The sequence below is a fragment of the Methylocystis rosea genome (assembly GCF_003855495.1).
Taxonomy (GTDB): domain Bacteria; phylum Pseudomonadota; class Alphaproteobacteria; order Rhizobiales; family Beijerinckiaceae; genus Methylocystis; species Methylocystis rosea_A.
Genome location: NZ_CP034086.1, coordinates 2,974,159 through 2,998,352 on the forward strand (window position 1 = coordinate 2,974,159; position 24,194 = coordinate 2,998,352).

Below are 24,194 nucleotides of genomic sequence, written 5' to 3' on the forward strand. Positions count from 1 at the left end.
GCAACTATGCCGCAAATGGCTTCGAGCGCTGCGCGATCAGCGAATACAGCGCGTCGTCGTCGCGCGTTCCGCGTATCGTCGCTACGAGGCCTTGCTCCCTCAACATGCGGGCCGCGCAGGCAAGCGCCTTGAGATGGTCAGCGCCCGAACTCTCGGGCGTGAGTATCATGAACACGAGATCGACCGGCGCGCCGTCGAGAGAGCCGAAGTCGACCGGACGGTCGAGCCGGCCGAAGACCCCGTAAATCCCCTTCAATTTCGCAAGCTTCCCGTGTGGAATGGCGATGCCTTCGCCGATTCCCGTTGAGCCCAGCCGCTCGCGGTGAAGAAGCGCATCAAAGATTTCGCGCGCCGGAAGCCCGCAAATTTTCGCAGCCTTCTCGCTGAGTTCCTGGAGAAGGTGCTTCTTCGTCGTCGCCTTCAGCGAGGCGCAAACCGAATCGGGCGAAACCAAGTCCGTTGGCCGCATGCGACGATCATCCTGCTTCTCATGGGAGGTCTAGGGCCGCCGAAGGCTCCGACCATCCTTGAAATTTCAACGTCTCGCTATTTTCGCCAAAACCCGAAGGGACGTGGGAAAATGGCAAGATACGTGCCGAGGAGGCCGTTATTATGGCGTCCCACGACGTTTTTGCCGTCAGCGCGCATCGCCTTCCGACTCGGGCGTGTCGATCCAGCCGATATTCTCATCGCCGCGCCGATAGACGACATTCACGCGGCCGGTGTTGGCGTGCCGGAACACCACGACCGGCGCGCCAGTGAGGTCGAGGTCGAGCACCGCCGCCGAAACCGACAGCCGGCGCAACTGCGTGGTGGATTCGGCGATGATCGCGGGGCTGAACTCCGCCGACGCCTCATTTTCCTGATCGGGCGCCTCAAGCACGTGATAGGCGACGACTTCGGCCTGCGCGCCGTCGCCCGCGCCGTGGCCGTGCTCGTGATGGCTCTTGAGCCTGCTCTTGTAGCGGCGCAGGCGCTTTTCGATGCGTTCCGCCGCCTGATCGAACGAGGCGTAGGGCTCCTGCGCCCGGCCGTCGGCCTGCAACACGATTCCTGAGGCGAGATGCAGGCTGCAGTCGGCGCGAAAGCCCGAGCCCTCCGGCGAGATGGTGACGTGGCCGCTGACTCGGCCGTCGAAATATTTCGCCGCCGCCGTCTCCAGCCTCTGCGTCACATGAGCCCGAAGCGCTTCGCCGATGTTGATGTTCTTGCCGGAAACCCTAAGAGACATTTTGCAATCCGAACTTTCGTTGCGAGCGAAGTTTCGGCCGCGGATAGGGCCAGCCGCGCGTCTGCCGCGCCGCCGTCAGACCAACCGCCCAATGCGCCCCATCCGCCCCGGAAATTCGCCTGAGGGGTCGGCGAATCGCCCGCCATCTAGCCAGACAGCGGAAATTCCGCGCAGCGTTAGAAGCCTCGGCGAGCGAAGTCAATGGAGTCTTCCTTCCCGGCGGAGCTTCAAGCCGAGGACGACAGAGGACAATTAATGGGTTGTCATGCGCGCCTGTGCAAGCTTGGCGCGGCGGCGATCGACCGAGGATGGAATGCGCAAACTGTCGCGGTATTTCGCGACCGTGCGCCGGGCGATTTCGATGTCGCTCGCCTTCAGCCTTTCGACGATTGCGTCGTCCGACAGGATGCCGTCGGGCGTTTCCCGATCAATCATCTGCTTGATGCGAAAACGCACCGCCTCGGCCGAATGCGCGGCGGCGCCGCTCGTCGTGGCGATCGACGCGGAGAAGAAATATTTGAGCTCGAAGACGCCGCGCGGCGTCATCATGTATTTGTTCGACGTCACTCGCGAGACCGTCGACTCATGCATGCCGATCGCATCGGCGACCGTGCGCAGATTCAGCGGACGCAGATGTTCGACGCCATGCGTGAGAAAGGCGTCCTGCAATCGCACGATTTCAGAAGCGACGCGTAGAATGGTGCGGGCCCTCTGCTCGAGACTCTTGGTCAGCCAGTTGGCGTTCTGCAGGCAGCTCGAAATGAAGCTTTTGTCGGCGGGGCCGGTGGCGACGGCGCTGACTTGCGCCGCATAACTGTGATTGACCAATACGCGCGGCAGCGCGTCGGCGTTGAGCTCCACATGCCAGGCGCCGTCCGCGGCGGCGCGCACAATGACGTCGGCGACGAGCGGCTGAATCGGGGCGCCGCCGAACGCTCGGCCTGGCTTGGGCTCCAACCGGCGCAGCTCCGCCGCCATGTCGGCGATGTCTTCGTCGTCGACGCCGCACAGCTTGGCGAGCTGCGCAAAATCGCGGCGCGCGACGAGCGGGAGATTGGCGACGAACGCTTGCATCGCCGGATCATAGCGGTCGCGCTCCTTGAGCTGGATCGCAAGACACTCCGCGAGATCGCGCGCGCCGACGCCTGAGGGGTCGAAGGTCTGGATCGTCGCCAGAATGTGCTCGGCCTCGGCCATGTTCGCCTCGAGACGAGCGGCGATCTCGTCCAGGCTCTCTCGCAGATAACCGCTCTCATCGATCGCATCGATGATCGATTGGCCGATGATTCTGTGACGCGGATCGGGGCAGGCGAGCGCCAGCTGTTCGGCGAGATGCTCGTGGAGGCTCTGCCGATCGGCGACATAAGCTTCGAGATTGGGCGCTTCCCCGTCAGCCGGCCCACCGCCAGCGGCCCCGGTCCAGGAGGTCGCCGACAGACCGGCGCCGTCAGGGGCCTCATCCCGCGCCCGCTCCCCGATCGACGGACCCTCGGGCTCAAAAGAGTTGCTCATGTCGGCGCCGAGATCGGCGGAGAGCGTCGCGGAGTCGACGGCGAGATCCTGCTGCGCCCAGTCGCCCTCCTGCGGCCCTTCAAAGGGCTCCGCCGCGCTCGGCTCCCCACCCTGGGAAGGATCGGCCGCATCGACGCCGCCATCGCCTTCATGCGCTTCGAGCAGCGGATTGCGCTCGAGCTCATCATGCAAAAAGGCGGCAAGCTCCAAATTGGAAAACTGCAGCAGCTTGATCGCCTGGAGCAGCTGCGGCGTCATCACCAGGGCTTGGCCCTGACGCATCATCAACTTGGTGGAAATCGCCATATTCGCTCGGCCCACTCGAAACGCATCGGCCGCCGCTTTGCGGCCCGGTTCTTGCTTATATCACTTCGATAAAGCGCGCACAGGGCCAAAAAAGCAGCGCGCGGCGGGGCAAACCGCCTAAGCCTTAATCACCAATCAGTCGAACGCGAAGACTTGCCCGAAACGTCCACAGGGCGAGACGACCCTTGTCGGGGGACCGCCAGTTGGGACGCTACGCCCCACGCTTGGCGCTGCTCTAGGCGCGAGCGTCCCGCCGCGAAATACATCCGGGCGACGGCTACATACGGAAATCTTCGCCAAGATAAATGCGCCGAACGTCCGGATTGGCGACGATTTCGTCAGGCGTTCCTTCGGTCAGCACATGGCCGTTGTAGATGATGTAGGCGCGGTCGGTGAGCCCCAGCGTCTCGCGAACGCTGTGGTCGGTGATGAGCACGCCAATGCCGCGCGCTTTCAAATGCCGCACGAGGTCCTGAATGCCGCCGACCGCAATCGGATCAATGCCGGCGAAAGGTTCGTCGAGCAGCATGAAGGAGGGATGCCCCGCGAGTGCGCGGGCGATCTCGCAGCGACGCCGTTCGCCGCCCGAGAGCGCGACGGCGGGCGTGTGGCGCATGCGGGTGAGGCGGAACTCTTCGAGAAGCGCCTCCAGCTCCTCCTCGCGCTTTTTGACGTCGGGCTGAGTGATCTCCAGCACGGCGCGGATGTTGTCCTCGACCGAGAGGCCCCGGAACACCGACGCCTCCTGCGGCAGATAACCGATTCCGAGCCGCGCGCGGCGATACATCGGCAGCGGCGTCACATCATAGCCGTCGAGCGAAATCATGCCCTTGTCGGGCTTCACCAGCCCTGTGATCATATAGAAAACAGTGGTTTTGCCGGCGCCGTTGGGGCCCAGCAGCCCGACCGCCTCGCCCCGCGCCACATGCAGGCTCACATCTTCGACGACGCGGCGCGCTTTGTAAGACTTCGCCAGATTATGGATCGAAAGCAGGCCCTGGCCGTCGAATCCAGCGGGTTCCCGATAGGCGGAGCCGGGCGCGAAGGCCGGCGGCGGCTCAGCCTTTTCGTTCGTTGGCGCGGGTCCCCAGAAGTTTGCGTCGCGCGCCGCCTCGTCGGAATCGTCGCCTACGTTTTGGGCGCCGGCGTCACGCCATTGGCCTTCCGCGATGTCGTCGGGCTTACGTGAGCGCCTGACGCCGTAAGCGAGCCGCGCCAGCGACTGGCCGGCGGCGCGAAATCGCATGGAAAGGGCGGAAAGATAACTCAAGCGCGCCTTGTCCGTCGCTCTGGGCGTCCAGCGGTTGGAGGCGACGCTCGCCGCCCCGTCAGGGGTACGAAGCGCCGCTTTTGAAACATTAGTCCGGCGCCGCGCTGCGGCGCTAACGTTGCTATCAGGTCCAAGGGCGCTTCGCCGCAGCCTGCTTTTCGTAATCGTCGATCTTTTCGGCTTTTTGGAGGGTCAGACCGATGTCGTCGAGCCCGTTCAGCAGGCAGTGCTTGCGAAAAGGGTCGATGTCGAATGTGATCACGCCGCCGTCCGGCCCGCGAATCTCCTGCGCGGCGAGGTCGACGGTGAGGGTGGCGTTGGCGCCGCGCTTGGCGTCGTCCATCAGCCTGTCGAGTTCGGCCTCGCTCACCGCGATCGGCAAGATGCCGTTCTTGAAGCAATTGTTATAGAAAATATCGGCGAAGCTCGTCGAAATGATGCAGCGGAGCCCGAAGTCGAGCAGCGCCCAGGGCGCGTGTTCGCGCGACGAGCCGCAGCCGAAATTGTCGCCGGCGACGAGGATGCGGGCATTGCGGTAGGCCGGCTGATTCAGGACGAAATCGGGATTCTCGGAGCCGTCGTCGCGATAGCGCATCTCCGAGAAGAGGCCCTTGCCGAGGCCGGTGCGCTGAATGGTTTTGAGATACTGCTTGGGGATGATCATGTCCGTATCGACGTTCATGATCGGCAACGGCGCCGCGACGCCCGTCAGCGTGGTGAATTTGTCCATGTTTCTTTCGGTGTGGCGCGAGGAAGTCTAGCGCCCTTTACCAAATCGCCGCAGCAAGGGCAAAGCGCGGGGGGCGCGGGGTCGCCAAAATCAGAATGTTAACTATGTCGGAGCGTACTCTAGGCCTCGCTCCCCGCCTCCGCCTTGCCGCCGCGCAGAAGCAGAAAGCCGGCCAGCAACATCGCGGCGCCCCAGATGATGAAGCCCGCGTCATAGATCGGCCACTGGGCGCGATCGACTCGTTCATTCACATGATGGATGCCAAGGACGAGATGGTTGATGACGCCATCGTAGAGGTTGAATCCGCCCCAGCCGATCAGCAGCGCGCCCGCCAGGCGGCGGCCGGACCACATGTAACCGCGGCGAGAGGCGCGCCACAGAAGGAACAGTCCCACGCCGACGCAGACATAAGCGAAACTGTGCAACATCCCGTCCCAATAGGTGTTGAATTCCATGCCCTCGACAGTCCCGGCGGGGCTCCAGTTGCTGACCAGATGATGCCATTGCAAGAGTTGATGCAGAACGATGCCATCAAAAAAGATGCCAAGGCCCACGCCAAGAATGATCGCGGCGGCCGTCGGAAAGCCGCCCCCGGCGCGGGCGGGACGAATGCTGGCTGACTGCGTCATGGCGATTCCTGCTCAACCCCTAGACCTTTGCAACGCCCGGGGCCGCGACGTGTTCCGCCCTCGCATTTGCACAAAGTCTTCTGCTAAAGGTGTTGGGCGAAGCTGAAGTCCGAGCGATCTCGCCATGACGCTGCCCACGACGCTGAACGGTCTGCTTATCGAAGTCATCGGCTATCTCGCCGCGGCGGCGAGCGTGTTCGTTTATGTGTCGAACACCATGATCCCGCTGCGGATCGCGGCGATCCTCGCCAATGCGCTCTTCGCCGCCTACTTTTTCCTCAAGGGTCTCTACCCGCTCTTCGCGCTCAACGCCTTTCTGGTCCCAGTCAACATCGTGCGGCTCCGGCAGATCCGGCGGCTCGTCCAGGACATTCGCGCCGCCGCCTCCGAGGATTTCGATTTCGAATGGCTGCGTCCCTATATGCGGCCCATAAAGCTGTCCGAAGGCTTCGTCCTGCATCGCATCGGCGATCTGTCGGAGGAAGCCTATCTCTTGGTGCACGGTGAGATCCATCTGCGCGAGCCCGACGTCACGCTGAAGCCAGGAACGCTCTTTGGCGAGATGGGCATGTTCACCAATGAAAATCGCCGCACCGCCACCGCGGTCGCCGCCACCGACGTCGAGCTTCTCTGCGTGCGCTATGACGATCTCTTGCAGCTCGCGGCGCAGACGCCGCAATTTGGCTTTTACCTGATGCGGCTCATGGTTCAGCGCATGCAGCACAATGTGGAGCTTGCCCGCGCCCGCAAGGGATGAGCGTCATTGCGCAGCGAAGCGACTGGCTCCCTCAGGTGCGCGTCATGCCCGCGCCTGTCGCGGGCGCCCACGCCGAGACACTGCGCCATGTTCTCCCAATCTGCGTCGCCATAAAGACGTGGATGGCCGGCACAAGGCCGGCCATGACGGGCGGGCGTTTATGAAATGCGTCGATGGAGAAACGAATGTCGCAAAAGATCTACCCCGTCCCCGACGACTGGAAAAAGAACGCGCGCATCGACGAAGAGAGCTACCGCCGGCTCTACGAACGCTCAATCAAAGACCCCGACGGCTTCTGGGCCGAGCAGGCGCAGCGCATCGACTGGATCACGCCCTTTTCAAAAGTGAAACGCACGAGCTTCGACACGCATAATGTTTCGATACGCTGGTTCGAGGACGGCACGACTAATGTCGCGATGAATTGCATCGACCGGCATCTGCCGGAGCGCGCCAACAAGACCGCGATCATCTGGGAAGGCGACGATCCTTCCGTCTCGCGCCACATCACTTACGCCGAGCTGCATGAAGAAGTCTGCCGCTTCGCCAATGTGCTCAAAAGGCACGGCGTCAAGAAAGGCGACCGCGTCACCATCTATCTGCCGATGATTCCCGAAGCCGCTTTCGCCATGCTGGCCTGCGCGCGCATCGGGGCGATTCATTCAGTGGTCTTTGGCGGCTTCTCGCCGGATTCGCTCGCCGGACGCATCGCCGACGCGGAGTCAGACGTCATCGTCACGGCGGACGAAGGCCTGCGCGGCGGCAAGAAGATTCCGCTGAAAGCCAATGTCGACGCGGCGCTCGACAAGGTTTCCGCGAAAACGGTCATCGTCGTGACGCGCACCGGCGGCGACATCGACATGCAGCCCGGCCGCGACTTCCGCTATGAGGAAGAAGCGGCGCGCGTGCACGCCGATTGTCCCTATGCGGAGATGGACGCGGAAGATCCGCTGTTCATCCTTTACACGTCGGGCTCGACCGGCAAGCCGAAGGGCGCGTTGCATACGACCGGCGGCTATCTCGTCTACACATCGCTCACCCATGAACTCGTCTTCGACTATCGCGAGGGCGACGTCTATTGGTGCACGGCCGACGTCGGCTGGGTGACCGGACACAGCTATATTGTCTACGGCCCGCTCGCCAATGGCGCGACGACGCTGATGTTCGAGGGCGTGCCGAATTATCCGAGCGTGTCGCGTTTCTGGGAAATCATCGACAAGCATAAGGTCGATATTTTTTACACGGCGCCGACGGCCATTCGCGCGCTGATGGCGGCGGGCGAAGCGCCCGTGAAAAAGACCAGCCGCAAATCGCTGCGCCTTCTCGGCTCGGTTGGCGAGCCGATCAATCCGGAAGCGTGGGAATGGTATCACCGCGTCGTTGGCGACGGCCGTTGTCCCATCGTCGACACATGGTGGCAGACGGAGACCGGCGGCGTGCTGATCTCGCCGCTGCCCGGCGCGATTGATCTTAAGCCCGGCTCGGCGACGCGCCCCTTCTTCGGCGTCGCGCCGGAGATCGTCGATCCGCTCGGCAATGTTCTGCAAGGCGCGTGCGAAGGGCTGCTCGTCATCGCCGATTCATGGCCGGGGCAGATGCGCACCGTCTATGGCGATCACGAACGTTTCGCGCAGACCTATTTCTCGGCCTTTCCGGGCAAATATTTCACCGGCGACGGCGCCAAGCGCGATTCTGATGGCGATTACTGGATCACCGGCCGCGTCGACGACGTCATCAATGTCTCGGGCCATCGCCTCGGCACGGCGGAAGTCGAAAGCGCGCTCGTCGCGCATGCGAAAGTCTCGGAAGCCGCCGTCGTCGGCTATCCGCACGACATCAAGGGGCAGGGCATCTACGCCTTCGTCACGCTCAATCAGGGCGTCGCGGCGAGCGAACATCTGCGCAAGGAGCTGGTGCATTGGGTGCGCCATGAGATCGGGCCGATCGCGACGCCCGACATCGTGCAATTCGCGCCGGGACTGCCGAAGACGCGCTCGGGCAAGATCATGCGGCGCATTTTGCGCAAGATCGCGGAGGGCGAGTTCGGCGCGCTCGGCGACACCTCGACGCTCGCCGACCCGGGGGTGGTTGAGGAGTTGGTGCGGGAGAGGGCGGGAAAATAGCGCCCCGAAAGGGCGCTACTTAGACAGGGCGACGACAGGAATTTTCATCGAAACAACCAAGCCGTCAGGATTCCATCCATAGCCAAGCTCGCCTTCGAATTGGCTGATGATAGTCGACTGCGACAATCGTGTGCCGAAGCCGCTGCTCTCTGGCGGGCGCGCAATCTTGGGCCCGCCACGCTCCAACCAACACAGGACGAGTTGCTCCCCCTCAGCACGCCAAGAAAGCGCCACCACGCCTTCTTGTGATTTGAGCGCGCCGTGTTTCGCCGCATTGGTCGCAAGTTCGTGCAACACCAGCGCAAGGCCATTTGTGGCGCGCTGGCCCAACAAAATCGGTGGACCTTCCACAACGAAGTGGCTTCGCGTGTCGGGCGGCGCATGCGGCCGCATGATCTTGGCGACCAGTTCCGCCAGGTCGACCATTTCGGCCTGTGCTTTGTTTGCGAAACTACGGCGCACCAGAGCATCGGCTTCCGCCAACGCGTCCAGGCGGCCCGAAACCATCTTTGACATCTCTGCCGGAGTCTTCGCCGCCTTCTCGCTCACCCGGACAATGCCGGCGGTGAGCGCGAAGAGGTTCTTCACGCGGTGGCTCATCTCGCTGGTCAGTCTCTCCTGCTGCTCCAGGGCTGCCTTAAGCTGCCGCTCCGAGTCCAGCATTCGCAGCGCAATCCCCACAAACCATGCAAGCTCAGTCATCACACGAGCATGGCCGCTGTCGAAATGACGTTCCTTGTCGGAAACAATCCAAAGCGTTCCTAGCGGCTCCTTGCCGCCAAGATAAAGCGGCACTAGCAATACTTCGGGCACGACGATGCCGGCATCCGAAATCCAGTCATACACGCGCTCCGGGTGCGACGATAACACTGGTCTATTGCAGTCGAGAGTGACCCCACAGGGGCTAGAATTTCGTGGCGTCGTAGCGTGCTCGAACGGCGCCAGCCGCCCGCGCAGATAGCGCCACCGAAATACGCCTGGGGCGGGATCTGGCTCGTAAAGGCTGAGTCCTGCCGATACGCCTCCGGTCATTTCCATCGCCAGGTCGACAAACCGAGGCAGAACCTCCGCCGGATGGTCGGCCATGCGTCCGGCGAGTTCTTGAAGCGCCAGCTTTTCTTGAAGTGAATCAGTCTCCTTCGGAGCGCGGCGATCCAGCTCCTTGGTGATGAAGACGTCCGAGATAGCCCAATCTTGCCGCCGTTCCAGCTTCATCGTCAGCCTCAAGGTCGCGCTATTCTACATCCGGCCTCGGATGGTGAAAATCGAAATGCGGATGAGCGGCGCAGATTGCCCGCTCGGCAACGCGCTCGAGGGCGATGTCGCGGACTGCCCGGCCTCCGATTTGAGCCCGCACAGATCATGCCGACCTCCAAGCCATGTCGTCGAGCCCACAAACACTGGCGAAAAAACGCCCCTCATTGGCGCCCTGCCGACTGTTCCGACGCCCTGCCGCGCCTCATCTTACCTTTAGAAAAGAGGACCCAGGAGATGCGGCGCTTTCTTGCCATCCTCGTCGGGCTCATCGCGGCTGCCCCCGCACGCGCGGATTCCGATGTGGAGCATGCACGATATTCGGTGGTCGCCTCGACAGGGGCCATCGAAATTCGCGACTACGCGCCGCAGATCGTCGCGGAGACGACGGTCGCCGGCGAGCGCGGCGCAGCCATTAGCGAAGGCTTCCGCCGCCTCGCCGGTTATATTTTCGGCGACAATTCCCCGCAGCGGAAAATCGCCATGACCGCCCCTGTCGGACAGGAGTGGAAGGGCGGCGATTGGAAAGTGCGCTTCACCATGCCCGCCGAATACAACATGGCGAACTTGCCCAAGCCCAACAGCGCGGACGTCAAACTCGCCGCCGCGCCGGGCAAGCGCATGGCGGCGATTCGCTTCTCCGGACTCGCCGGCGACGACGCCCTCGCCGAAAACCAGGCGAAGCTGCTTGATTATCTGAAACGCCAGGGGATCTCGCCCAAGGGCGATCCGCAATACGCCTTCTACGACCCGCCATGGACGCTGCCTTGGAACCGGCGCAACGAAGTCATGGTCGAGATCGCCCGCGAGTGAGCGCGCGACTCTGACGAGTCTGCACGCTCCCTGTCAGCGATTGGCGAGTCGATCAGGCGGATTTTACGCACTTGCAGATCTCATCGCCGCCGTGCGCCGGCGCACGTTCATCCCCCACGTCGAGTCGTAAGGTCGTCTCGTCTTGCAATCGCAAGACAAGCGTTTGCGCAGAACCTTGGTGTTCGTCGCAAATGTTAAGACTCATTTATGGAGAAATTTTATGAAGACCGCATTGTTCCTTGCCGCCGCCATCGCGGCCGGCTCTTTGAGCGTCGACGCGAACGCCGCGCCGATAGGCGTTTCGTTGAAGGCGCCGGGCGAATCTGCCGAGAACGCCGCCCTCTCTTGGCGCTGCGGCAAGAAGAATCCGGCGTCGTGGGGCACGTTCGGCAACGGCTGCCTCAAGCAGAAGCGCCGATGGGGCAGGGGCTCATAATCGCCCTTGCCGCGCCCCGCCCGTCACGCGTCCGCCCATCGCTTATAAGCAGCAAGGACGTATTCGTGACGGTTCGCGAAACGGCTAGAGCTGTTTCCAAGCCTTAGGCCCCTCTTCAAAAGAGGGGGGCCTTAGCAAATCGCCGGAATGATCAAGCTCGGCGCTAGCGGCCGCTCTTTTTGTCGAAGAGCGCCAGCGCCTCCGTCGCCAGGACGCCGCCGGTGATCTCGACCGTTGCGAAGGGCGCGGCCTGCGCCACGGCTTTGCTGGTGATCATGATCTGACCGATTCGCTTCTCAAGCTGCTCGATCGACGCGGCGTAGACGACACGCCCAATTTCGCACCAGACGATCGCGCCCATGCACATCGGGCAGGGCTCGCCCGACGTGTAAAGCGTCGCGCCCTTGAGATCCTTGGCCGGATTGTCGGCGATGAAGCGGCGAATCGCCACCATCTCGCCATGCGCGGTTGGATCGTTGTTGGTCACGCCGAGATTGCGTCCGGTCGAGACGACCTTGCCGTCGCGCACGATGACGGCGCCAAAGGGAAAGTCGCCCTTCGCGGCTTCAGCGATCGCCAAGCGCATAAAGCCTTCGTCTTCCGGCAGGACGGGCGCCCGCTTCGCATGGCCCTGCGCCGGCGCGGCGCCAAAAGCGAACCCAAAACCTGCGCCGATCGTCGCCAGCGCCGCGCGCCGATTGAGGCGGCCGCCGTCGCAGCCGCATGTCGTTTGGCTCATTTCCCGCTCCAGCGCGCGTTTCGGCTTCAGGCGCCAACTTGACACGGCGAACCCCCCTGCGCCACACGCGGCGACCCAAACAATAATAAAGTAGGGACGGTTACGCATGCAGAAGGCTTTCATTTTTCCCGGTCAGGGATCTCAGGCGGTCGGCATGGGCAAGGCGCTGTTCGACGCCTTCGCGCCCGCGCGCGCGGTTTTTGCCGAGGTCGACGATGCGCTGTCGCAGCCGCTCTCCAAACTCATGTTCGAAGGCCCTGACGCCGAGCTGACGCTCACCGCCAACGCCCAGCCGGCGCTGATGGCGGCGTCGCTCGCTGCGATTCGGGCGCTCGAGGCGGAATGCGGCCTTGATCTTCCGCGCGACGCGGCCTTCGTCGCCGGCCATTCGCTCGGCGAATATTCCGCTCTCGCGGCCGCGGGCGCGCTGACGATTTCCGATACAGCGCGGCTGCTGCGCATTCGCGGCGACGCCATGCAGAAAGCGGTCCCTGTCGGAGAAGGCGCCATGGCGGCGCTGCTCGGCGCCGACTTCGATCAAGCGCGCACCGTAGCGCAGGAAGCGGCGACCGCCGCCAACGGCGTCTGTCAGGTCGCCAATGACAATGGCGGCGGCCAGGTGGTGATTTCCGGGGGCAAGGCCGCCGTCGACAAGGCGATCGACATCGCCAAGGAGAAGGGAATCAAGCGTGCGCTGCTGCTGCCGGTCTCCGCGCCCTTCCATTGTTCGCTGATGCAGCCCGCCGCCGACGCGATGCGCGAGGCGCTCGCCGGAGCGGCGATCAGCGCCCCGCGCGTTCCGGTGGTCGCCAATGTGACGGCGGAGCCGACGCAAGACCCGGAGGCGATTCGCCGACTGCTCATCGAGCAGGTCACCGGCGCGGTGCGCTGGCGCGAGTGCGTCGCCTATATGGCGAGTCACGGTGTGACGAAGTTCGTCGAATGCGGCTCGGGCAAGGTGCTCGCCGGGCTTTTGAAGCGAATCGCGCCGCAGGCAGCGGGCATTTCGGTGGGCGCGCCCGCGGATTTCGACGCCTATCGCGCCTTCGCGTAGAGGCTGCAGAACCAAAAGAGAGCCAAAAAAGAAAAGGCCCGGTCGCGAAGACCGGGCCCATTCTCTCGACCGTAAGGTCGATCCGTCGGATTAGTGAGATCAGTACTTGGCCAACACCGGCGCCGGGGAGCCGAAGTTGAAGTGATAGTTGATGCCAGCGCGGATCGTGTGGAAGCGCGTGCGGTTGTTGGTGCTGTTGAGGCCCCAACCCGGGTTGAACGCCCACAGCCAGTTGTTGTTGTTCCCGGTGCCGCTGATCTGCGTATACAGATACTCGACCTTCGCGGACCAGTTCGGGAAGAACATCCACTCGGCGCCGCCGCCAGCGGTCCAGCCCGTCTGCACCGCAGAGTTCTGGTTCCACCAGCTGTTGCGCTGCACTTCGCCATAGGCAAAGCCGCCCGTGCCGTAGACCAGCAGTTGCGGGCTCAGCAGGGTGATGCCGACGCGGCCGCGAACGGTGCCGAACCAGTTCAGACGCGCGGTGCCTGCGCCGCCGCCGCCGAAGCCGCCGAACAACCACCAGTTGTTGTTGTTGCCGCCGCCCGAACCAAGGCTGGTGCCCTGGAAGTCGGTCTCGGCGCCGACGACGAACATCGGCGTAACCTGGAAGTTATAGCCGATCTGACCGCCGCCGATCACACCGCCGGTGCTGTTGTTGCCGTTGTTCCAGCCCCAGTTCCAACCCTGATTGGAGGAATTGCTGGCGAAGAAGCCACCGCCGAGGTTAAGACCGGCGTAGAACCCGGTCCAGGTCATGATCGGCGGCGGGGGGATGTACGGCGGAGGAGCCTTGTGGGAGGGTAGATCGGCGGCGTTCGCGGCGCCGGCGAAAAGCGCCGTCGCCAGAGCCAGGGCCGAGATCGCTGTCTTCATCTCTCTATCCTTCATTTGAGCCAACTTAAATTAATAGGTGCGCGTCAGTCCCGTGACTCTTTCGGACGTTCAAGGACGCTGACCCCCAAGCACGGCGGACTGTGCGCAAATTTCTCGCGGGAAACAACAAACAGAAGGTAAAATCGGGCCCAAAAGACCCAAAAGATTTCGACTGTTGCAGTTACGCCACAATGGAATTTGACGCAGCTTCCGATGTGTTGTTGAGCAATTCAGTCTCGAATCCGTCGCTTGCGAAACGAAGCCGAACTGACGCCCACTTTCTCCCAATTTCCGATTGGACGCCGGCGGCGTCCGCCGTTGTGGAGGCGGTCGTTTGAAGTTGAACCGCGGCTGAAAAAAGGCCACTCCCCGAACTGAGGCTATAAGGCTCACGCCATCGGCGCGACGGAGGAGAGGGGAAGACATGTTTGATCTCAACGGCAAGACTGCGCTCGTCACGGGCGCGAGCGGCGGAATCGGCGCGGCGATCGCGCGCGCGCTTCACGCCGCCGGCGCCGTCGTGGCGCTTTCCGGGACGAGGAAAGAGGCGCTGGAGGCGCTTGCCGGCGAATTGAACGGCCGCACGCACATTCTCCCCTGCAATCTTTCGCAAAAGGACGAGACCGAGAAGCTCGTGCCGGCGGCGGAGGCGGCGATGGGCGGACTCGACATTCTCGTCAATAACGCCGGCATCACCCGCGACATGTTGTTCATGCGCCTCAAGGACGAGGACTGGGACGCCGTCATCAACGTCAATCTGACGTCGGCCTTTCGCCTGTCGCGCGCGGCGCTGCGCGGGATGATGAAAAAGCGCTTCGGCCGGATCATCCAGATCACCTCGGTCGTCGGCGTGACCGGCAATCCCGGGCAAGGCAATTACGCCGCCGCCAAGGCGGGCATGATCGGCATGTCGAAGTCGCTGGCCGGCGAGGTCGCCTCGCGCGGCGTGACCGTCAATTGCGTCGCGCCCGGATTCATCGAAAGCCCGATGACCGAGGCGCTGACCGACGCGCAGAAGGAGGCGATCCTTCGCATGGTGCCCGCCGGTAGGCTCGGGACCGGCGCCGACGTCGCCGCCGCCTGCGTCTATCTGGCCAGCGCCGAGGCGGCCTATGTCACCGGGCAGACCCTGCACGTCAATGGCGGCATGGCCATGATCTAGGAGAGGCGAATCGCCTGGAAAACGCGTCTGCGGCGACCTTTTCGCCGCGTCCGCGGGAACGCGGGGGCGCCTCTCGCCATGCTCAGGGAAGTATGCTACCAGACCTCGCCGCTGAGGGGCGGCGTCGCCGCGATTTAAACCCGGTGGAGCAAGTCGCAACGCGTCTCGCACACATCAGGGCGATCGGCGCGCGATTGCACGTTAAAGGGATGAAGGGCGATCACGGAGCGCGCCAGCAGGCCTGCTCTAAATCGCCACACGGCGCGTGAGGCGCCAAACGCAGACAGGGATAAAAGAAGATGAGCGATGTCGCCGAGCGCGTGAAAAAGATTGTTGTCGAGCATCTCGGCGTCGAAGCCGACAAGGTCGTCGACAAAGCCAATTTCATCGACGATCTGGGAGCCGATTCGCTCGATACCGTCGAACTCGTCATGGCTTTCGAGGAAGAATTCGGCGTCGAGATTCCCGACGACGCCGCCGAGACGATTCTCACTGTGGGCGATGCAGTGAAGTTCCTCGAAAAGGCGAAAGCCGCCTGACGAACTGAAGAACCAAGCGCGCGGCGGATCCTCTCGCGAGGCTTCGCCGACGCCGCCATTTCCGACAACATAACAGTTCGAGAGTAGAGCCATGCGCAGGGTGGTCGTCACCGGTCTTGGCGTCGTATCTCCTTTGGGCTGCGGCGTGGAGACCAATTGGCGCCGTCTCGCCGCCGGAGAATGCGGCTTCAAACGTATCGACACATTCGAGGCCTCCGACCTCGCTTGCCAGATTGCGGCGGTCGTGCCGCGCGGCGACGGCGCGGACGGCACGTTCAATCCTGACGACTGGTTCGATCCCAAAGAGCAGCGCAAGGTCGATGATTTCATCATCTATGGCGCGAGCGCCGCGACCCAGGCGCTAAAAGACTCCGGTTGGGTGGCCGACACCCCAGAGAAGCAGGAATCCACTGGCGTTCTGATCGGCTCCGGCATCGGCGGACTCGGCGGCATCTACGAAACCTCCGTCACCTTGAGGGAGAAGGGACCGCGCCGCGTGTCGCCTTTCTTCGTCTCGGGCCGAATCATCAATCTCGTGGCGGGCTATGTCTCCATCATGCACGGCCTGAAGGGCCCGAATCATGCGGTGGTGACGGCCTGCGCCACCGGCACGCACGCCATCGGCGACGCGGGGCGCATCATCGCCATGGGCGACGCCGACGTGATGGTCGCCGGCGGCGCCGAATCGCCCGTCAATCGCATCGGCGTCGCTGGCTTCGCCGCGTGCCGCGCGCTGTCGACCGGCTTCAACGATCGTCCTGAAGCCGCCTCCCGGCCGTATGACAGGGACCGCGACGGCTTCGTGCTTGGCGAAGGCGCTGGCTGCGTCGTGCTCGAGGAGTATGAGCACGCCAAGGCGCGTGGCGCGAAAATCTACGCCGAACTTATCGGCTACGGCATGTCGGGCGACGCCTATCACATCACCGCGCCGGCACCCGATGGCGACGGCGCCTATCGCTGCATGAAGGCCGCGCTGAAGCGCGCCGGCGTTTCCGTCACCGACATCGATTACGTGAATGCGCACGGCACGTCGACGCCGCTCGGCGACGAGATTGAACTCAAGGCCGTCGAACGTCTTCTGGGCAACGTCGAACCCAAGCTCGCCATGTCATCGACGAAATCCGCGATCGGCCATCTGCTCGGCGCCGCCGGCGCCGTCGAAGCGATCTATTCGATCCTGGCGATGCAGGCGAATGTCGCGCCGCCGACGCGCAACCTCGACAATCCCTCAGTTGCAACGACGATCGACCTCGTGCCGCACAAAGCCCGCGAGAAGGAAATCAATATCGCTTTGTCGAATTCCTTCGGTTTTGGCGGCACGAACGCCTCGCTGCTGTTTCGCCGCGCCTCCTGAGCAGGGGCGCTCAACCGGCGCATTCGAACGTCTATCGCGCGATGCGCCGGAGCCTGCGAACCTAAGCGGCGCATTCCTGAATTCGCCACAATGAGGCATAGTGTAAGTCCTCGGCGATAATCGGCGTGAAATCTTCGAGCGTTTGATGGGCGTAGTGCGATGAGCGAACCGGACAATAAAGGCGCGCCCGAAAAGCCGACAGACGCCGTAGCGGCGGCGCCGAGCGCGCCGACCTCGGCCGAAAACGCCGAAGCCGCCGCGCTACAGCGCGAAGACCTCCCAGCGCAACCAAGCTTGAACGCGCCCGCAGAGGACTCTGGGGCGCCGCCGATTGGAATTTCGCCGCCTGACGCCGCGCTGGTGAAAGAGCCGGCCGCGGTCGCGTCTGCGCCAATGCCGCAGCCGCCGATCGCGAAGGCCGAAGCGACTCCGGCCCAGCCGCCGAAGGCTCCCGTCCCGCCAGCGGCCGACCTCGCCACGCCGGTTCCCGCCGCGCCCTTCCAACCCGCCGTGGTTCCGCCGCCCACCCCGCAGCCGCAGCTCGCGACAAAGGTCGAACCGACTCTGCCCGAGCCGCCGAAAGCTCCCGCCCCATCAGCGTCTGATATCGTCGCGACGATTCCGGCAGCGCCCCTCCAACCCGCGGTCGTTCCGCCGCCCGCAGCGCCGCAGCCGCCCGTCGCAGCGAAGGTCGAAGCGCCTCCGCCCGAGACTCCGAAAGCGCCCGCCCCGCCAGCGGCTGAAATCGCCACCCCGGTTCCGGCGGCGCCCATCCAACCCGCCGTGATTCCCCCGCCAGCGCCGCAGCCGCCCATTGCGGCGAAGGCCGAGGCGCCCCTTTCGCAGGTTCCCGCTTCAGCCCCGGGGGCGTCGCCGCAGCCGCCATTGGCGCAAGCGCCCGCGCCGACTGCCTACGTTGCGCCTGCCAGCGAAACCGCAAAACCGTCTGCTGCGCCGCCGGCGGGACCCGCATCGCCGGCTCCCCCGTCCTGGACCCCGCCGCCGCGCCCCGTGATCAGGGCTGAAGCGCCAGCACTCGGACCTGCCGGCCCGCCCTCGGCGGCAAAGCCGGGCGCCGCGGCGCCGGGCGCCGGCATATTCGGGCGGCGCGCTGCGCGTCAAAGCGCTAAGCCGGCAGAAGCCGCGCCTCCGCCGAAAAAGCGTAAGCGCCGCGAGGGAACGCTTTCCGTGGCGAGCGGCTTCCTGAGTTTCGTGCTCGTCGCGCTTGTCGCCGGCGTCTTCGGCGTCATCGCCGTTATGCACAAGCTGAAAGAACCGGGGCCGCTGGCGGCCGACAAGGTCGTCTATATTCCGCCGCGCAGCGACTTGCTTGAGATCATCTCTCAACTCGAGCGCGAAGGCGTCATCGCCAATTCGACGCTCATGCAGTTCGGAACGCTTCTCGACGGCAAGCTCGGCAAGCTGAAGCCCGGCGAATTTGCCTTCAAGAAAAACATAAGCGTTCGCGACGTGATCGATCAGATCGCCTCCGGTCGTCAGATCATGCACAGCGTGACCATCCCGGAAGGTCTGACTTCAGAACAAATTGTGCAAAAGCTGAAAGAAGCCCAACTGCTGGTGGGCGATATCGTCGACCTTCCGAAGGAAGGCGCTCTGCTGCCCGAGACCTACAAATACCCGCGCGGCTACCCTCGGGCGCGTCTGCTCGGGAAGATGCAGGAAGACCAGCGCAAGACGCTCGATGCGATCTGGGCGAAGCGCTCGCCGGACCTGCCGTTGCGCACGCCCTACGAACTGGTGACGCTCGCGTCGATCGTCGAAAAAGAGACGGGCAAGAACGAGGAGCGGCCGCGCGTCGCCGCCGTCTTCGTCAATCGGCTGCGCAAAGGCATGCGCCTTCAGTCTGATCCGACGATCATCTACGGCCTCGTCGGCGGAAAAGCGACGCTCGGCCGGCCGATCATGCGCAGCGAGATCGAGAAGTGGACGCCTTACAACACCTACGCCATCGACGGTCTTCCGCCGGGACCGATCGCCAATCCCGGCCGCGCCGCGCTTGAAGCCGCCGCGCATCCTGCGCCGACGCGCGATCTCTATTTTGTCGCCGACGGCACGGGCGGTCATGTCTTCTCCGAATCGCTCGACCAGCATTCGCGCAACGTCCAGAACTGGCGGCGACTGGAGAAAGAAAAGACCGACGGCGCGGTTGATCGCGCCACGCCCGGCGTCCCCGCGCCGGCGGCGCCCAAGCCCGATAAGCGCACGCAGGCGCCCATCGGACGTCTCGTCACGCTTGCCGAGAGTCACGAAGACTTTCCGGCGAACCGCGCCATGGCGCCGGACGACGGTCCCACCCACCGGCTCGGCAAATTTTCTTACGCCGAAGCCGATTTTTTCCTCGGCGGCCACGGCGACCGCACGCAGGTCCAGGCGGCTGAATTTGCCGCCCTGAGGCCGGCGCGACCCTTCTTTACCGAGGAATCCGTGCAGCTGCGGGCCAGGGCGCTGTTCGACCCGATGCTTCTCGCCGGCCGCCCGGCGCCGCCCCGGGCGGAGGAGGAGCGGCTCAATCCGGATATGACGACCATCGCGAGCGAAAGTCCGGACGCTCAGCCTGACGGTGCCGGCGAGATCGCCGCCTATCCGGTCTCGCCGGCGCAGCGCGCCGAACAGCGGGCCCGCGCGGCGCGTCTCGGACTTTCGGCAGGCTCCGACGAGCTTCCCGGCGAAGCGCTCGGCGGACGACTCGTACAGGACGCCGCGCCGCCGGCGGGCGCCACGGCTTTGGCCGCGACGGGCGGTCGGCCCTTGCGTCCGCGCGCCTTCGACGCCTCTGAAGGCACGCCGCTCGACCCGCTGCGTGACAAGAGCTGGGATCTCACCTCAGCTAAGACGGTCCCTACGACAACCGATTTGCGGTAAGGCCGACGCGGCGATAGTCAGGCGCGGCGCAACTCGGCCTCACGCCGATTCGCCGTCTCGGAGCCGCCGCCGCAAATGAGCATTCACAGCATGACGGGATTCGCCCGCGTTCAGGGCGCCGTCGCCGCCTTTCGCTATGCGTGGGAGATCAAGAGCGTCAACGCCAAGGGGCTGGACCTGCGTCTGCGCGCCCCACCAGATTTCGACTCCGTGGAGATCAAGGCGAGGGAAAAAATCGCCGCGCGGCTCGCGCGCGGGGCGGTTTTCGCCAATCTTGTCGCAAAGCGCGAAGACGAGAGCCAGGTCGCCCGCCTCAACCGCGTCGCTCTCGACGCCCTTCTCACCGCACTCTCCGAACGCCCGCCGCCCGCCAATATCGGCCCCGCGACGCTCGATGGTCTGCTCGCGGTGCGCGGCGTGGTCGAGATCGTCGAGCCGGAGCTGTCCGACGCCGATCGCGCCGAGCTTGACGCGCAGATTCTCGGATCGCTGGATGAAGCGCTGAACGCGCTGATCGCCTCGCGCGCCGCGGAGGGCGACGCTCTGGCGGCGGTCCTTCGTCAGCGGCTCGATCGCATATCGATCCTCGCCGCGCAGGCCGACGCGGCGCCGGCGCGCCAGCCCGAAGCGATTCGCGCGCGGCTGAAGCAGCAGCTCGCGCGCCTCCTGGAGAACGCCGATTCCCTCGATCCGGCGCGACTGCACCAGGAGGCGGCGCTGCTTGCGGTTCGCGCCGACATTCGCGAGGAGCTCGACCGATTGAAGGCGCATGTCGACAGCGCGTCCAAACTGCTCGCTGCGGGCGGGCCGATCGGCCGGCGTCTGGATTTTCTGGCGCAGGAGCTTGGCCGTGAGACCAACACGCTGTGCGCCAAATCGAACGACGCCGGACTCTCGGCGATCGGGCTTGAACTGAAGATCGAGGTCGAGCAGCTGCGCGAGCAGGTTCAGAACATCGAGTGAGTCGCGAGTGGACAGCGAGGCCGCTACTCGCTAACTCGCTACTCGCTACTAACTATCGGCTACTCGCTCTCGAAAAGTCATGCTTCCGACTCCATCCAGCCGCCGCGGCATTGTCCTCATCCTTTCCTCGCCCTCCGGCGCGGGCAAGACGACGCTGACGCGGATGCTGCTGCAGGACCGCGATCTCGATCTGACGCTGTCAATTTCGGTGACGACGCGCACAAGGCGTTCGAGCGAAGTCGACGGCATCCATTACAGCTTCATCCCCGAGCGTCGATTCGCCGCCATGCGCGACGCCGGCGAACTTTTGGAATGGGCCGAGGTTCACGGCAATTTTTACGGCACGCCGCGTGGGCCGGTCGAAGACATCCTTGCGCAAGGCCGCGACTGCCTGTTCGACATCGACTATCAGGGCACGCGCCAGGTGCGCGAGAAGATGGGCGCCGACGCCGTCACCGTCTTCATCCTGCCGCCGTCGATGGATGAATTGCGCGCCCGACTTGAGCGGCGCGCGGAGGATTCGCGCGACGCGATGGCGCGACGGCTTGAGAATGCGCGCAAGGAAATCGCGCGCTGGAAAGATTACGACTATGTGATCGTCAACGACGATCTGCAGCGCGCCTTCGACGATCTGATCGCGATCCTGCGCGCCGAACGGCAGAGACGGCCAAGGCGCGATAAGGAAATCGAGCAATTCGTCGCGAAATTATTGAACGAGTGATCCATCAATTGCACGAAGATCACGCAAACTGACGGACCGCGAGGTCGCAATGAAAGAGCTTGCAATTTTCCTGTTGTTGGCAGCGCTCGTATTTGTGTCTGCACGTTTGATCTACGTAGAAAATCAGCGATACGCTATGGTCGTGGGCCTTTGCAGATTCAAAGTTGACGATCCAAACGCGCTACACGAATGCCTGCGTAGTGTCCAAGCTCGCGATTCCGGCCTCTGGCATCTTTATTACGGATTGATCGATTAGCCTTCTGTCGATTTTGCGATTCAGCGCTCACTGCTGAGCGATCAAAGCCATCGAAACATTTTACCGCCAAGCTTTTGAGCGAATAGCTCTTCGTGCGCGGCGCGCTATCTCGTCACCATGGCGCCTATTGCTCTCAAGCGCGTTTACGACCAAGCCGAAGCGGAAGACGCGCGTGCTCGTCGATCGGCTTTGGCCGCGCGGCCTGCGTAAGGACAAGGCGGACCTTGATCTCTGGGCGAAGGACGTTGCGCCAAGCAATACGCTGCGGCGCTGGTTCGACCATAAACCGGAACGCTGGGAGGAATTTGAGAAGCGTTATCGCGCCGAGCTTGCCGCGCCCGAGACGCAGCCGCGAATCGAGGCGCTTCGCGCAGTGACGCGCAAGGGCCACGTCACATTGCTCTATGCGGCGCGCGACGAGTCGATGAACAACGCCGTTGTGCTGCGAGATTATCTACGCAAGCGTCACTGAGCCAAAAGCGCATTGGCCAGAGCGACGAAGCCGGCGACGTCGATTTCTTCCGCGCGTTTGGTTTCGTCTATTCCGGCCGCCGCGAGCAGCGCCGACGCATCGACGCCAAGCGACTTCAAACTTTGCCGCAACATCTTGCGGCGTTGTCCGAAGGCGGCTTGCGTGACGCGCGCCAACGCCCGCGGATCGCAGTGCAGCGGCTTCGGATTTGGCGTCAGCTCAATGACGGAAGAGGTCACTTTCGGCGGCGGCGTGAAGGCGGCGGGCGAGACGTCGAAGAGAATGCGCGCCTTCGTGCGCCAGCCGCACAGCACCGCGAGCCGACCATAATCGGCGCGCTCTTTCGGCGTCGCGACGATGCGCAGCGCAACCTCTCTTTGAAACATCAGCACATAGCGGTCGAAGACCGAGGGCCAGGGCTCCGCTGCGATCCATTTCGTCAGCAACGCCGTCGCGACGTTGTACGGAAGGTTGGCGCAGATGCGCGCAGAAGCTCGGTTGTCATTCCCGACGGGCCGAAGGTCGAGCGGGGAACTGGCATTTGTTTCGGAATCTGCGCTGGATTCCCGATCGCTCGTTTCACGAGCGTCTGGAATGACAGGCGCGTGGGTCCGCACGAGCGCTGCAATGTCTATCTCCAGCGCATCGCCTTCGACGATCGTCAACCGGCCTGGGTAATGCGCCGCGATCTCTTCGAGCGCCGGCAAACAACGAGGATCGCGTTCGACGGCGATGACTCGCGCGCCTTGCTCGAGCAGCGCGCGTGTCAACCCGCCGGGACCGGGACCGATCTCGACGATGATCGTGTCATCGAAAGGTCCGGCGGCGCGGGCGATGCGCGCGGTGAGATTGAGATCGAACAGAAAGTTCTGTCCAAGCGATCTTTTTGCGTCGAGTCCGTAACGGGCGACGACGTCTCGCAGCGGCGGCAGCGCGTCGGGCACTTAACTGATTCGTCCTGCAAGTTTGATCGCTTCGATCAGGCTCGCCGGATCGGCGATTCCTTTGCCGGCGATGTCGAAAGCCGTTCCATGATCGGGCGACGTGCGCACGAAGGGAAGGCCGAGCGTTACATTCACGCCGCGGTCAAAGGCGAGCGTCTTGATCGGAATGAGCGCCTGATCATGCGTCGGACATAGCGCGACGTCATATTTCGCGCGAGCGGATTCGTGGAACATCGTGTCAGCGGGAAAAGGTCCAGACGCATCGACGCCGCGCGCGCGCAATTCGGCGATCGCCGGCGCGATAGTGTCAATCTCCTCGCGGCCGAGCGCGCCCTCTTCGCCCGCATGTGGATTTAAGCCGGCGAACGCGAGGCGCGGCTTACTGATGTGAAATCGCGCGCGCAGATCGTGCGCCACAATTTCTCCCGTTTCGACGATCAGTTCGCGCGTCAAATTTTTCGAGGCGCTAGCGAGCGGAATGTGAATCGTTATCGGAACGACGGCGAGTTCCTCCGACCACAGCATCATCACCGCGCGATAATCGCCGCCATGATGACGATGCGCGAGCTCCGCCAAAAACTCGGTGTGTCCGGGATGTTTGAATCCGGCGTCATAGAGAATCGATTTTGCGATCGGATTGGTGACGACGGCGCGCGCTTCGCCCTTTGCGACGCATTCCACCGCCTTCTCGATCGAGCTAATTGTTGATTGAGCGTCTTGACCATCAGGACGGCCGGGCGCGCCGGCGACAACATGACGCCCCGTATCGACGACAGGCAGCGCGCGGGAGAAGACTTCGCGAGCCTGCGCCGCCGTTGTGCTTTCAATTTGGATTTCGAGCGCGAGAGTGGCCGCGACTCGGGCGATAAAGGCGGGATGGCTGAGCAGGAAAAACGGTGGCAGATCGCATGATTCACGCATGACATAGGCCATGAGCGCGAGCTCCGGCCCGATGCCTGAAGGGTCGCCTTGAGTCAGGGCAATGGGAGCGATCGTCACGGCGCTTGGCTGCCCTCGTGGCAGTCGCGGGCGCCGGACCGTAAATTGCGCAGGCGCTGCTTGGTCATGAGCGACTGTGCCGCAGACGCGGCGTGAAATCAAACCGCCCGGCTGTTCCGATGCATAGACTTAACCTATGGATTCTGGCGATAACGCTATCGCTCAAGGCGATGG

At 63.6% G+C, this 24,194-nt stretch carries 23 protein-coding genes; 12 read left to right on the top strand and 11 right to left on the bottom strand.

The genetic code is table 11. The annotated features are described in order from the left end of the window. Positions 1 to 4 precede the first annotated feature (4 nt). From EHO51_RS14415 to EHO51_RS14440, 6 genes are all read right to left on the bottom strand, one after another. Positions 5 to 469 carry a PTS sugar transporter subunit IIA gene (locus EHO51_RS14415; protein ID WP_124739465.1) on the bottom strand — a complete coding sequence of 155 codons (465 nt, stop codon included), beginning with the start codon at positions 467 to 469 and terminating at the stop codon, positions 5 to 7. Positions 470 to 637: 168 nt separating this feature from the next. After that, positions 638 to 1,231, bottom strand: a complete 594-nt coding sequence (hpf, locus tag EHO51_RS14420) for a ribosome hibernation-promoting factor, HPF/YfiA family (RefSeq protein ID WP_029651872.1) — start codon at positions 1,229 to 1,231, stop codon at positions 638 to 640. Between the two features lie 252 nt (positions 1,232 to 1,483). After that, entirely contained in the window at positions 1,484 to 3,049 is a 1,566-nt protein-coding gene (rpoN, locus tag EHO51_RS14425; RefSeq protein WP_124739466.1) for an RNA polymerase factor sigma-54, read from the bottom strand. Between the two features lie 277 nt (positions 3,050 to 3,326). Next, positions 3,327 to 4,319 (bottom strand): LPS export ABC transporter ATP-binding protein, encoded by a 993-nt coding sequence (gene lptB, locus EHO51_RS14430; RefSeq protein WP_124739467.1) that lies wholly within the window; start codon positions 4,317 to 4,319, stop codon positions 3,327 to 3,329. 124 nt (positions 4,320 to 4,443) lie between these two features. After that, entirely contained in the window at positions 4,444 to 5,049 is a 606-nt protein-coding gene (gene leuD, locus EHO51_RS14435; protein WP_124739468.1) for a 3-isopropylmalate dehydratase small subunit, read from the bottom strand. Between the two features lie 119 nt (positions 5,050 to 5,168). Then, entirely contained in the window at positions 5,169 to 5,678 is a 510-nt protein-coding gene (locus EHO51_RS14440; RefSeq protein WP_124739469.1) for a DUF2243 domain-containing protein, read from the bottom strand. A 124-nt stretch (positions 5,679 to 5,802) separates the two neighbouring features. Here EHO51_RS14440 and EHO51_RS14445 point away from each other — a divergent pair, with 124 nt between their 5' ends. Further along, positions 5,803 to 6,435, top strand: a complete 633-nt coding sequence (locus EHO51_RS14445; RefSeq protein WP_124739470.1) for a Crp/Fnr family transcriptional regulator — start codon at positions 5,803 to 5,805, stop codon at positions 6,433 to 6,435. A 185-nt stretch (positions 6,436 to 6,620) separates the two neighbouring features. Then, the gene (gene acs / locus EHO51_RS14450; protein WP_124739471.1) at positions 6,621 to 8,555 is read left to right on the top strand and encodes an acetate--CoA ligase; all 1,935 of its coding nucleotides are present in this window, start codon (positions 6,621 to 6,623) and stop codon (positions 8,553 to 8,555) included. 15 nt (positions 8,556 to 8,570) lie between these two features. Here the strand turns inward: acs and EHO51_RS14455 are convergent, their stop codons facing one another. Further along, the gene (locus EHO51_RS14455; protein ID WP_124739472.1) at positions 8,571 to 9,770 is read right to left on the bottom strand and encodes a sensor histidine kinase; all 1,200 of its coding nucleotides are present in this window, start codon (positions 9,768 to 9,770) and stop codon (positions 8,571 to 8,573) included. A 276-nt stretch (positions 9,771 to 10,046) separates the two neighbouring features. Here EHO51_RS14455 and EHO51_RS14460 point away from each other — a divergent pair, with 276 nt between their 5' ends. After that, positions 10,047 to 10,622: an SOUL family heme-binding protein gene (locus EHO51_RS14460; RefSeq protein WP_124739473.1), complete on the top strand. Its 576-nt coding sequence runs from the start codon at positions 10,047 to 10,049 to the stop codon at positions 10,620 to 10,622. Positions 10,623 to 10,842: 220 nt separating this feature from the next. After that, positions 10,843 to 11,058 carry a hypothetical protein gene (locus EHO51_RS14465; RefSeq protein WP_124739474.1) on the top strand — a complete coding sequence of 72 codons (216 nt, stop codon included), beginning with the start codon at positions 10,843 to 10,845 and terminating at the stop codon, positions 11,056 to 11,058. Positions 11,059 to 11,221: 163 nt separating this feature from the next. Here the strand turns inward: EHO51_RS14465 and EHO51_RS14470 are convergent, their stop codons facing one another. Beyond that, positions 11,222 to 11,797 carry a nucleoside deaminase gene (locus tag EHO51_RS14470; protein WP_245434611.1) on the bottom strand — a complete coding sequence of 192 codons (576 nt, stop codon included), beginning with the start codon at positions 11,795 to 11,797 and terminating at the stop codon, positions 11,222 to 11,224. A gap of 106 nt (positions 11,798 to 11,903) precedes the next feature. Between EHO51_RS14470 and fabD the strand changes: the two genes are divergently transcribed. Then, positions 11,904 to 12,851 carry an ACP S-malonyltransferase gene (gene fabD / locus EHO51_RS14475; protein WP_124739475.1) on the top strand — a complete coding sequence of 316 codons (948 nt, stop codon included), beginning with the start codon at positions 11,904 to 11,906 and terminating at the stop codon, positions 12,849 to 12,851. Between the two features lie 99 nt (positions 12,852 to 12,950). Here fabD and EHO51_RS14480 read toward each other — a convergent pair whose 3' ends face one another. Next, positions 12,951 to 13,727 carry an outer membrane protein gene (locus EHO51_RS14480; protein ID WP_124739476.1) on the bottom strand — a complete coding sequence of 259 codons (777 nt, stop codon included), beginning with the start codon at positions 13,725 to 13,727 and terminating at the stop codon, positions 12,951 to 12,953. A gap of 424 nt (positions 13,728 to 14,151) precedes the next feature. Here EHO51_RS14480 and fabG point away from each other — a divergent pair, with 424 nt between their 5' ends. The 7 genes from fabG (at position 14,152) to EHO51_RS14515 (ending at position 22,077) form a co-directional block, all read left to right on the top strand. After that, a complete protein-coding gene (fabG, locus tag EHO51_RS14485; RefSeq protein ID WP_124739477.1) occupies positions 14,152 to 14,889 on the top strand; it encodes a 3-oxoacyl-[acyl-carrier-protein] reductase in 738 nt (245 codons plus the stop codon). 299 nt (positions 14,890 to 15,188) lie between these two features. After that, on the top strand, positions 15,189 to 15,428 hold the full coding sequence (locus EHO51_RS14490) for an acyl carrier protein (protein ID WP_014891668.1): 240 nt from the start codon (positions 15,189 to 15,191) through the stop codon (positions 15,426 to 15,428). Positions 15,429 to 15,519: 91 nt separating this feature from the next. Then, positions 15,520 to 16,782, top strand: coding sequence for a beta-ketoacyl-ACP synthase II (gene fabF, locus EHO51_RS14495; protein ID WP_124739478.1), 1,263 nt, complete (start codon positions 15,520 to 15,522; stop codon positions 16,780 to 16,782). A gap of 159 nt (positions 16,783 to 16,941) precedes the next feature. Continuing rightward, a complete protein-coding gene (mltG, locus tag EHO51_RS14500) occupies positions 16,942 to 19,665 on the top strand; it encodes an endolytic transglycosylase MltG (protein ID WP_124739479.1) in 2,724 nt (907 codons plus the stop codon). Positions 19,666 to 19,740: 75 nt separating this feature from the next. Further along, a complete protein-coding gene (locus EHO51_RS14505) occupies positions 19,741 to 20,628 on the top strand; it encodes a YicC/YloC family endoribonuclease (protein ID WP_124739480.1) in 888 nt (295 codons plus the stop codon). Positions 20,629 to 20,707: 79 nt separating this feature from the next. Further along, positions 20,708 to 21,349 carry a guanylate kinase gene (gene gmk, locus EHO51_RS14510; RefSeq protein ID WP_124739481.1) on the top strand — a complete coding sequence of 214 codons (642 nt, stop codon included), beginning with the start codon at positions 20,708 to 20,710 and terminating at the stop codon, positions 21,347 to 21,349. 383 nt (positions 21,350 to 21,732) lie between these two features. Further along, the gene (locus EHO51_RS14515) at positions 21,733 to 22,077 is read left to right on the top strand and encodes a DUF488 domain-containing protein (RefSeq protein ID WP_124739482.1); all 345 of its coding nucleotides are present in this window, start codon (positions 21,733 to 21,735) and stop codon (positions 22,075 to 22,077) included. Here EHO51_RS14515 and EHO51_RS14520 read toward each other — a convergent pair. Beyond that, complete coding sequence (locus tag EHO51_RS14520) at positions 22,071 to 23,021, bottom strand: ribosomal RNA small subunit methyltransferase A (RefSeq protein ID WP_124739483.1); 951 nt, start codon at positions 23,019 to 23,021, stop codon at positions 22,071 to 22,073. The genes EHO51_RS14515 and EHO51_RS14520 overlap by 7 nt on opposite strands. Further along, on the bottom strand, positions 23,022 to 24,020 hold the full coding sequence (gene pdxA / locus EHO51_RS14525) for a 4-hydroxythreonine-4-phosphate dehydrogenase PdxA (RefSeq protein WP_124739484.1): 999 nt from the start codon (positions 24,018 to 24,020) through the stop codon (positions 23,022 to 23,024). Positions 24,021 to 24,194 lie beyond the last annotated feature (174 nt).